Origin of the sequence: Bradyrhizobium sp. 76 (assembly GCF_023073025.1) — a bacterium.
Classification (GTDB): domain Bacteria; phylum Pseudomonadota; class Alphaproteobacteria; order Rhizobiales; family Xanthobacteraceae; genus Bradyrhizobium.
The window spans coordinates 1-10,918 of record NZ_JADPIS010000115.1 but is presented as its reverse complement, the minus strand read 5'-3'; the positions used below and the strand labels follow the sequence as shown (position 1 = coordinate 10,918).

The window sequence follows — 10,918 nt, the reverse complement described above, 5'->3', positions numbered from 1 at the left end:
CGATCTGACCGGTCATTATGCGCGGCTGCAGGCGCGGGGCTACGGCTACGGGCCGATGTTCCAGGGTCTGGTCGAGGCGTGGCGGGTTGGCGAAGCGGTGTATGGGCGGGCGGTGCTTGCGGAGGCGCTGTGGCCGACGGCGGACGAGTATGGCCTGCATCCGGCGCTGCTGGACAGTGCGTTGCATGTGCTGAGCTTCGACCGGGTGGCGGGTGCGGACCTCGATGGCGGTGCTGACGCTCCGCTGCTGCTGCCGTTTGAATGGTCCGAGGTGTCGCTGGCAGCGACCGGTGCGCGTGAGCTGCGGATCCGGGCGTCGGTGGAACGCAGCGGCGAGGGCGAGGCGCTGGCGCATCTGCAGCTTGCGGACGGACACGGCCGCGTTGTTGCGCATGTCGGGGGCTTGCGGCTGAAGCAAGCGAGCGAAGCGCAGATCCGGGAGGCCTCGCGCGGCGAGGCGCAGCATCTGTACCGTCTGGAGTGGCGCGCGGTCGCCTTGAGCGAGGCCGGGCAAGACAAAGCTGTGTCTGAGGCGGCACCGCTGATTGTGGGCGGCGACGGCAAGCTTGCGGCGGCTCTGGGACTTGATCATTTTGAGAGTGTTGCGGTCCTCGTGGCGCTTCTCGACGAAGGCGGCGCGATCCCGACTCAGCTCGTGTTCGACCATCTGTCAGATCCGGCTGAACCTGGCGGCAGCGTGCTTGCGGCAACGCATGCGACGGCGGAACGTGGTCTCGCCGAGCTGCAGGGCATTCTGGGCGAAGCGCGGCTGAACGAGACGGCCGTGACTTGGCTGACGCGTGGTGCGGTGGCGACGGGTCCGGATGAAGGCGCGAGCGGACTGTCGCGGGCGCCGCTGTGGGGCCTGGTGCGGAGCGCGCGGGCGGAGCATCCGGACCGGCGGCTGCAGCTCATAGATCTGGATACGGATATTGCGGGTGTCTCGTTGCTGGGCAAGCTGACGTCGACGACGTCGGAGCCTGAGCTGGCGCTGCGGCATGGTGCAGTGCTGGCGCCGCGGCTGGCGCGCACTGGCGCGGGCACATTGCAGGCGCCGGCGGCCACACAGGATTATCGCGTCGTGGTCACCGATGCCGGCCGTCTCGACGGCGTCAGCCTGGTGGCGGCGGCCGAGCTGTCGGAGCCGCTGGCAGCACATGAAGTCCGGGTCTGCGTGCGCGCGGCCGGCATGAACTTCCGCGACGTGTTGATCACGCTGGGCCAGATTGCGTCCCCCGGCATCGGGTTCGAGTTTGCCGGCGTGGTGGAGGCGGTCGGCGCGGATGTGACCTCGCTCGCAATTGGCGACCGCGTGTTCGGCTGCGGCCGCGGCTGCTTTGGCACCCGCGCGGTGACGAAGGCGGAACTGCTGGCGAAGATCCCGGCGGGGATGTCATTCGCTGAGGCGGCGACGATCCCGCTGGCCTATCTGACGGCGCTGTATGCGCTGCAGGAGCTCGGCCAAATCAAGTCCGGCGATCGCGTCCTGGTGCATGCGGCGGCCGGCGGCGTCGGGATGGCGGCGGTGCAGCTGTGCCGGCATTTTGGGGCGGAGGTGTATGGCACGGCGAGCCCCGGCAAATGGCCGGTGCTGGAACGGATGGGACTCGACGGGCGGCATATCGCCAACTCGCGTGATTTGAGCTTCGAGACGCAGTTCCGGTCTGCGACCAAGGGCGAGGGCGTCGATATCGTCCTCAATGCGCTGACGGGCGAGTTCGTCGATGCCTCGCTGCGGCTGCTGCCGCGGGGCGGCCGCTTCCTGGAGATGGGGATCGCCGACGGGCGTGAGGCGGATTCGATCGCACAAAAATACCGGGGCGTGAGCTACCATGCGTTCGTGCTGGCGACGGAGCAGATGCCGGCGCTTCTGAAGCAGATCATGGGCCTGTTCGCAGACGGCGTGCTCAAACCGCTGCCCTATGTTGCCTACGATGTGCGGCAGATGCCGGCGGCGCTGCGGCAGATGGCGCAGGGTCGGCATGTCGGCAAGCAGGTGGTGCAGCTGCCGCGGCGTCTTGCAGAAGACGGCACGGTGCTGATCACGGGCGGCGCGGGCGAGCTCGGCAGCGAGGTCGCGCGGCATCTGGTGAGCCAGCATGGCGTGCGTCATCTGCTGCTGACGTCGCGTCGCGGCATGTCCGCGCCCGGTGCGAGCGAGCTGATCATCGAGCTACAGGCGCTCGGCGCGCAGACGGTTGAAGTTGCAAGCTGCGACGTCTCCGATCGTGCCGCTGTCAGCAGCATATTGAGTGCCATCGCGCCGGAGCGTCCGCTGACGGGCGTGTTCCATCTTGCGGCATTGCTGGACGACGGCATCGTGCCGGCGCTCACCATGGAGCGGCTGGAGCGTGTGCTGCGACCGAAGCTCGATGGCGCCTGGCACCTGCACGAACTGACGGCGGAGCTGGATCTGGCGGCGTTCGTGCTGTTCTCGTCGGTGGCGGCGCTCGGCAGTCCGGGGCAAGCGAACTACGCGGCGGCGAACGTGTTCCTGGATGCACTCGCGGCGGAGCGGCGGCATCGCGGGCTGGCCGGACAGAGCCTGTTGTGGGGCCTGTGGGAGCAGCGCGGCGTCGGCATGACGGCGCATCTGGGCCGGGCCGAGCTGATGCGGATGCGCCGGCAGGGCGTGCAGGCGCTGTCGCTGCAGCTCGGGCTATCGCTGCTGGATGCGGCACAATCGCAGCCCGAGGCGATGCTGGTCCCGATCCATCTGGACGTCGGCGCCATGCAGCGCCAGTTCGGTGACGATGTGCCGGCGCTGTACCGCGGCCTCGTCCGCAGCGGATTGCGGCGGGCCTCGGCAGCCGCGAGCGGCGACACCAACAGTCTGCGGTCGCGGCTTGCGTCGATGGCGAGCGATGCGGAACGTCTGGCAGTCCTTGTGGAGTTGGCGCAGGAGGAGATCGCAGCGGCCCTGGCTTCACCAGGAGGCGCATCGGTGCCAGCCGACCAGCCACTCAAGGATCTTGGGCTCGACTCGCTGATGGCGGTCGAGCTGCGCAACCGTCTGTCGGGGCGCATCAGTGCCAAGCTGCCGGCCACGTTCGCCTTCGACTATCCGACTGCGCGCGCCATGGCGCGCCTGCTGCTGGAGAAGCTCGAACTCGACAATGTCAAGGTAGCTCCGTCGATCTGGGCGGATGAGCAAATCCGCCGGAAGCTACGAGGCGTTTCTATCGAAGCCCTTCGGAAATCGGGCCTTCTTGAGCGTCTTATGATGCAGCCGAACGATACGTCTCGGCGTGCAAGCGACGATGAATTGGCCGCGCATATTGATGATGCGGAAACGGACTCTTTGCTCAGTATCGCGTCCGAATTGCTCTGAAAAGACATGCAGCAAATGAATCAAGAAGTTCAGGATCTCAAAAACGCTCTTCGCCAGAGTCTTCACAAGATTCGGGATCTGAAGTCGTCTCTGGAAGCGGTGGAGAACGCCTCTTCTGAGCCGATCGCGATTGTGGGGATGAGCTGCCGCGGTCCTGGCGGCCTGACGGGGCCTGAGAGTTACTGGTCACTGCTGGAGCGTGGTGGCGACGGCGTTGGGCCGCTGCCGGAGCGCTGGAGCCGGGATTTGCTGCGGCGGCTGGAAGTGGTCACGGGCGGGCTGACGCAACAAGGCGGCTTTATCGACGCGGTTGCGGAGTTCGACGCGGGCTTCTTCGGCATCGCGCCGCGCGAGGCGGTGGAGATGGACCCGCAGCAGCGTTTGACGCTGGAAGCGGTGTGGGAGGCGCTGGAGCGGGCGGGCCTGCAACCGGAGGGGCTGAGCGAGAGCCGGACCGGCGTCTATCTCGGCGCGATGGCTGGCGACTACGGCACGCGCTCGCCTGAAGCGATGACGATGTGGACGGCGACGGGCACGACGTCGAGCGTGCTGGCGGGCCGCGTCTCCTATGTGCTGGGCCTCGAGGGTCCGGCGATGACGGTGGATACGGCGTGCTCGTCGTCGCTGACAGCGCTGCATCTGGCGTGCGCGGCGCTGCGGCGGGGCGAGTGCGATCTGGCGTTGGCCGGCGGCGTGACCGTGATGTCGACGCCCTCGACGCTGGTGGCGCTGGGACCTGACAACGGCATGGCGCCCGACGGCCGCTGCAAGGCGTTCTCAGCGACCGCCAATGGCGCCGGTTGGAGCGAGGGCTGCGGCGTGCTGGTGCTGAAGCGGCAGTCGGACGCGGAGCGGGACGGCGACGAGATTTTAGCGCTGATCCGGGGCTCTGCGGTGAACCAGGATGGCCGGAGCCAGGGTCTGACGGCGCCGAACGGTCCGAGCCAGCAGCGTGTGGTCCGTGCGGCCTTGTCTGCGAGCGGCGTGAGCCCCGACGAGATCGATGTGATCGAGGCGCACGGCACCGGGACCAGTCTTGGCGATCCGATCGAGGCGGGAGCCCTGGCTGCGGTGTTCGGTCCGACCCGACGGGCGGATCGTCCGCTGTGGCTGGGCTCGTCGAAGTCGAACCTCGGGCACACGCAGGCCGCGGCCGGCGTCCTCGGCGTGATGAAGATGGTGCTTGCGCTCCGTCACGAGGTTCTGCCGAAGACGCTGCATGCGGAGCATCCGAGCCGGCAGATCGAGTGGGAGGGCAGCGGGCTGTCGCTGCTGCAGCAGGCGCGTGCGTGGCCCCGTGAGGCCGCCCATGTGCGCCGTGCGGGTGTGTCCTCGTTCGGCATCAGCGGGACGAATGCGCATGTCGTGATCGAGGAGGCGCCGGCGCGCTCCACAGCTCGCAGCAGAGATGCAGACGAAGCGTCTTCGCCATCACTGTTGATTCCGCTGCTGGTATCCGGCCGCGACGAAGCCGCGCTTCGTGCACAGGCAGGCCGGTACGGAGAATGGCTGTCGCAGCATTCTGAGATCGACTTCAGTTCCGTGGTTGCGACGGCAGCGTTGCACCGGACGCATTTTGCTTCTCGCACCGCGGTCTCGGTGCGGAATGCGGGAGAGGCCGTGGAGGCACTGCGTGCGCTGGCCGAAGGCCGCCCGCATGCGACGGTGTCGGTTGGAGAGGCCAGGGGTGAGCCCGGCAAGCTGGCGTTCCTGTTCACGGGTCAGGGCGCGCAGCAGATCGGCATGGGCCGGGCGCTGCTGGAGAGCTGTGCGGCGTTCCGCGCCGCATTCGAACAAGCCTGCAGTCATTTTGACGAACTTCTGGATCTGCCGCTGCGCAGTGTGATGTTTGCGGATGAAGGCTCCGCGGAGGCGGCAAAGCTGGACGAGACGGCTTACGCACAGCCCGCTCTGTTTGCGGTTGAAGTGGCGCTGTTCCGCCAGCTCGAACAGTGGGGCATCGAGCCCGATATTCTGCTCGGTCATTCGATCGGCGAACTCAGTGCCGCGCATGTCGCGGGCGTGTGGTCGCTGAGGGATGCCTGCCGCGTGGTCGCCGCGCGCGGCCGCCTGATGCAGTCGATGCCTGCTGGCGGCGCCATGGTGGCGATCGAGGCCAGCGAAGCGGAAGTGCTGCCGCTGCTCGCAGACGGTGTCGAGATCGCCGGGCTGAACGGGCCGCGCTCGACGGTGATCTCCGGCGATGAAGCCGCCGTGCTGGCGCTGGCGGAGCGGTTCAAGGGCCAAGGCCGTCGGACCAGCCGTCTGCAGGTGAGCCACGCGTTCCATTCGCAGCGCATGGAGCCGATGCTGGAGGCGTTAGGCAAGGTGCTGGCGTCCGTCACCTTCGGCACGCCGCGTCTGCCGATCGTGAGCAATGTGACGGGACGGCTGGCGACCAGGGATGAGCTCTGCAGCCCGGAGTACTGGGTGCGCCAGGTGCGCAGTCCGGTGCGCTTCCTTGATGGCGTGCATGTGCTGGAGGCCCAGGGCGTGCGGGCAAGCCTCGAGCTTGGTCCGGACGGGATTTTGACGGGGCTTGCGGCGGGCTGCCTGTCGGAAGCATCGCCAATGCAGGTGGTGGCGGCGCAACGTCGCGGGCGCGACGGCACCGAGGCGCTACGCGGTGCACTGGGTACCCTGCATGTTCACGGGGTTGGTGTCGACTGGGCGAAGGCGGCCGGCGATCTCGCCAAGCTGCCAGTTGCCTCGCTGCCGACCTATGCATTCCAGCGTCAGCGTTACTGGCTGGAGGCAGAGAAGGCGAGCCCGGTTGAATCGAAAAATGGTGTTGATGCCCGTTTTTGGGAGGCGGTGCAGAGTGGCAGCGCGGAGCGCGTCGAGCAGCTCCTGCAGCTTCCGAAGGATGGACCACGCGAGCATCTGTCGGCGCTCTTGCCGGCCCTGAACAACTGGTATGAGCAGACGGGAGCGGAGACGACAGTCGATGGGTGGTGCTACGAGGACCTCTGGCAGAGGGTAAGCGCCTCGGCATCGTCTGAAATCACCGGCGGTATCTGCTGGCTTGTAAGCGGCCAGTGGCCCGACGTGGCTCGCCTGGAGCGGCTGCAAGAGATCCTTCGCGCGCAAGGTACAGTCGTCGAGTGTCTCACAGCGAACGAGGCAACGGCCCGACTGCAAGCAGACGCAGGCGGTGCAGACGCTCTCTTGCCGCGCGCGGTCGTGTACCTGGCGGGAGAGTTACCGCCAGGTAGCTCTGTGGCGAAAGAAAAACCTTGGCTGCGAGCGACCTGCGAAGCTGTGACGCTCGCACAGGCAATCAGTCGGCGAAATGACACTTCGGGAATGCGCCTGTGGCTGTGTACGTCTCACGCTCTACGGATTAGAGGCGACGATGTGCCGACAGCGCCCTACCTGCAAGCATTGTGGGGGCTCGGCAGAACGCTGAACTTAGAGCTCCCAAACTGCTTTGGTGGGCTAGCAGACCTAGGGCCTGCCGACGACCTCACAATGCGGCGGATGGCGGCCATGTTCCTGTCCGCCGAGCCGTATTCGGCGGGCGAGGAGTTTGCGCTGAGGGGTCAAGAATTGTGGACGCGAAAGCTGCACCACGCGCCGTCGCGGATCTCGGAGCCTGCTGCGAGAAAATGGGACCCGCAAGGGACAATACTCATCACCGGCGGCACTGGATCGCTGGGATCGGTCCTGTGCCACTGGCTGGCTGAGCGAGGCACGCAGCATCTCATCCTGACGTCGCGACGTGGCGAACAAGCGCCAGGAGCGGCGGATCTGGTGACGGCACTCGCAGGCAAGGGGTGTCGCGCGGAGGTGAGGGAGTGCGACGTCGGCGACAACGTCGCTGTCGACGCTCTCGTGCGCGAGCTGACATCCGGTGACGCCAGCAGGCCTGCACTGCGCCACATTTTCCACCTCGCCGGCGACGTGGTGGACGTCCCGCTGAACGAATTGACGCTAGAGGCGATCGAGGAAGAACAAGGAGGCAAAGTCGGCGGTGCCTGGGCGCTGCATGACTCGGTGCAACGCTGGGGCAGCGAACTCATATCGTTCGTGTTGTACGGATCGGCCGCCGGGTTTCTGGGCAATTATGGTCAGTCTGCTTATAGCGCGGCGAATGCCGGGCTGACGGGTCTGGTCCACCTGCGACGTTCCAAGGGACTTCCAGCGACGATCGTGCACTGGGGCGCATGGGCAGATGGGGGAATGGCTGCGGCTCCGGACGCGGAGACGCAGCTTCGTCGTCGCGGTGCTTCCTACATGAAGCCAGAGCTCTGTCTGTTGGGACTTGAGCGAGCCTTGCAGGAAGGTCGAGAGGAACTGGCGGTCTTTGATGTCGACTGGTCCCGCATGAGGGAATTAGCGGGCCGCTCCAGTCCCCTTCTGAGCGAACTCCCCGAGATGCGCGCCTCGCAGGCAGCATCCGGCGTGGAAAGCGCAAATGGTCATGCGCATAATTTGAAGACTGAACTGCAAACGCTGAGCGGTCGCGAGCGCCGCAGTCGACTACTCTCGCTGGTGCGGGATCTCGTCGCCGTGGTGCTAGGGGTCAACGAGCCACTGACGTTGGGATCCGAGGTCGGGTTCGCCGATCTGGGTATGGACTCCCTGATGGCGGTGGAGGTTCGAAACCGACTTTCAAGGCAAATCGGCCTGTCGGTGCCGGCGACACTTGCGTTCGATCATCCCAACCTGAAGGCGGTGAGCGAATGGGTCTTGGAGGCTCTGGAGCTGGCGGACGACTCAAGAAAGGTTGAGACGGCTGCGGTCGTGCGTCATGTCGAGGTGACAGGGGCGCTAGCGATCATCGGCGTGGGGCTGCGTTTTCCAGGCGGCGCTGAAGATTTGGCGAGCTTTTGGCAGGTGTTGTCGTCGGGCGTGGATACGTTGGGACCCATTCCTCAAGAGCGTTTCGACCGTGCAACCTATTATGATCCGGATCCTGAACATCGAGGCACATCCTACGTCAAGGAGGCCTCGTTACTGAACGATGTAGCAGGATTTGACGCGGGCTTCTTCGGCATCTCGCCGCGCGAAGCAACGCAGATCGATCCGCAGCATCGGTTGTTGCTTGAAGTCACGTGGTCAGCGCTCGAGGATGCCGGGATCGTGCCGAAATCTCTGGCTGAATCGACGGCCGGGTTGTTCATCGGTATCGGACCCAACGAATATCAGACCCGAGGTTTCAAACTGGAGGAAGCAGACGCCTACGCCGCGACAGGTGGAGGCGCGGCATTCTCTGCGGGGCGGCTTGCTTACCATTTGGGAGTGCAAGGTCCGGTCATGGCCGTGGATACGGCATGTTCGTCGGCGTTGGTCGCGCTGCATCTCGGCGCGGAGCATTTGCGATCGGGACGGTGCGATCTGGCAATCGTGGGCGGCGTGCAGGTGGCGTCGAGTCCGGAAGCGTTCGTGGTGTTGTCGCAGACGCGCGCGCTGGCGTCCGATGGTCGGAGCAAGACGTTTTCCGATGCAGCTGACGGGTACGGCCGTGGCGAGGGTGCCGCAGTCGTGGCGATGATGCGGCTGGAAGATGCGCAGGCACAGGGGAAGCGGATATTAGGCGTGGTGCGCGGAACGGCGGTGAACCACGACGGTGCAAGCTCGGGTCTCACCGTGCCGAACGGAATTGCGCAACAGAAAACGCTGCGGGCTGCTTTGGCCGATGCGCGTCTGGATGCGGCCGACGTCGATGTCGTCGAGTGCCATGGAACGGGAACGTCGCTGGGCGATCCCATTGAAGTCCAGGCGTTACACGCGGTGTATGGCCAGGCGCGGCCTGAGGATCTTGGGCGAGTGAAACTCGGAGCCGTGAAGACGAACGTCGGACATCTGGAAGCGGCGGCGGGCTTGGTCGGGGTGATCAAGATGCTGGCCAGCTTCGAGGCGGAAGCATTGCCGCCCACATTGCATTGTCGACCGCTCAATCCACATTTGGATTGGGAGCGACTGAAGGTCGAGGTGGTGGATCAACTGACGGCCTGGCCGCGTGATGTGGCGCGGCCTCGGCGCGCGGGCGTCAGCGCGTTTGGACTGAGCGGGACGAATGCGCATGTCGTGATCGAGGAGGCGCCGGCGCGCTCCGATCCTGTCAGCGGGAAGACGAACGGCGCGGCGGCCGGAGACGAAGCGTCTTCGCCATCACTGTTGATTCCGCTGCTGGTATCCGGCCGCGACGAAGCCGCGCTTCGTGCACAGGCAGGCCGGTACGGAGAATGGCTGTCGCAGCATTCTGAGATCGACTTCAGTTCCGTGGTTGCGACGGCAGCGTTGCACCGGACGCATTTTGCTTCTCGCACCGCGGTCTCGGTGCGGAATGCGGGAGAGGCCGTGGAGGCACTGCGTGCGCTGGCCGAAGGCCGCCCGCATGCGACGGTGTCGGTTGGAGAGGCCAGGGGTGAGCCCGGCAAGCTGGCGTTCCTGTTCACGGGTCAGGGCGCGCAGCAGATCGGCATGGGCCGGGCGCTGCTGGAGAGCTGTGCGGCGTTCCGCGCCGCATTCGAACAAGCCTGCAGTCATTTTGACGAACTTCTGGATCTGCCGCTGCGCAGTGTGATGTTTGCGGATGAAGGCTCCGCGGAGGCGGCAAAGCTGGACGAGACGGCTTACGCACAGCCCGCTCTGTTTGCGGTTGAAGTGGCGCTGTTCCGCCAGCTCGAACAGTGGGGCATCGAGCCCGATATTCTGCTCGGTCATTCGATCGGCGAACTCAGTGCCGCGCATGTCGCGGGCGTGTGGTCGCTGAGGGATGCCTGCCGCGTGGTCGCCGCGCGCGGCCGCCTGATGCAGTCGATGCCTGCTGGCGGCGCCATGGTGGCGATCGAGGCCAGCGAAGCGGAAGTGCTGCCGCTGCTCGCAGACGGTGTCGAGATCGCCGGGCTGAACGGGCCGCGCTCGACGGTGATCTCCGGCGATGAAGCCGCCGTGCTGGCGCTGGCGGAGCGGTTCAAGGGCCAAGGCCGTCGGACCAGCCGTCTGCAGGTGAGCCACGCGTTCCATTCGCAGCGCATGGAGCCGATGCTGGAGGCGTTAGGCAAGGTGCTGGCGTCCGTCACCTTCGGCACGCCGCGTCTGCCGATCGTGAGCAATGTGACGGGACGGCTGGCGACCAGGGATGAGCTCTGCAGCCCGGAGTACTGGGTGCGCCAGGTGCGCAGTCCGGTGCGCTTCCTTGATGGCGTACATGTGCTGGAGGCCCAGGGCGTGCGGACGAGCCTCGAGCTTGGTCCGGACGGCATTTTGACGGGGCTGACCGCGGGCTGCCTGTCGGAAGGTTCAGCAACGCAAGTAGTGGCGACGCAACGTCGCGGCCGTGACGGCAGCGAAGCGCTGTGCGCTGCGATCGGCGCGCTGCACGTGCATGGTGTTGGTGTCGACTGGGCGAAGGTCGCCGGCGCAAGCGCGAAGGCGCCAGTTGCCTCGCTGCCGACCTATGCATTCCAGCGTCAGCGTTACTGGTTTGAGGAAGAGAAGCCGAGCGGTGACGTTGCGACGATGGGGTTGTCGGAGGCCTCGCATCCGCTGCTGGGAGCGGCGACGCCGCTTGCGGAGAGCGATGGGTTCCTGCTGACGGGGCGGTTGTCGTTGTCGGAAGCGGGCTGGCTTGGCGAC

The 10,918-nt window shown here is 66.1% G+C and carries 2 protein-coding genes; both read left to right on the top strand.

Annotated elements, in window-relative coordinates:
* Nucleotides 1-4: 4 nt before the first annotated feature.
* Nucleotides 5-3,331 carry an SDR family NAD(P)-dependent oxidoreductase gene (locus tag IVB48_RS32495; RefSeq protein WP_346659021.1) on the top strand — a complete coding sequence of 1,109 codons (3,327 nt, stop codon included), beginning with the start codon at nucleotides 5-7 and terminating at the stop codon, nucleotides 3,329-3,331.
* A gap of 15 nt (nucleotides 3,332-3,346) precedes the next feature.
* On the top strand, nucleotides 3,347-10,918 hold a 7,572-nt coding region (locus tag IVB48_RS32490), incomplete at its 3' end, for a type I polyketide synthase (RefSeq protein WP_247406531.1).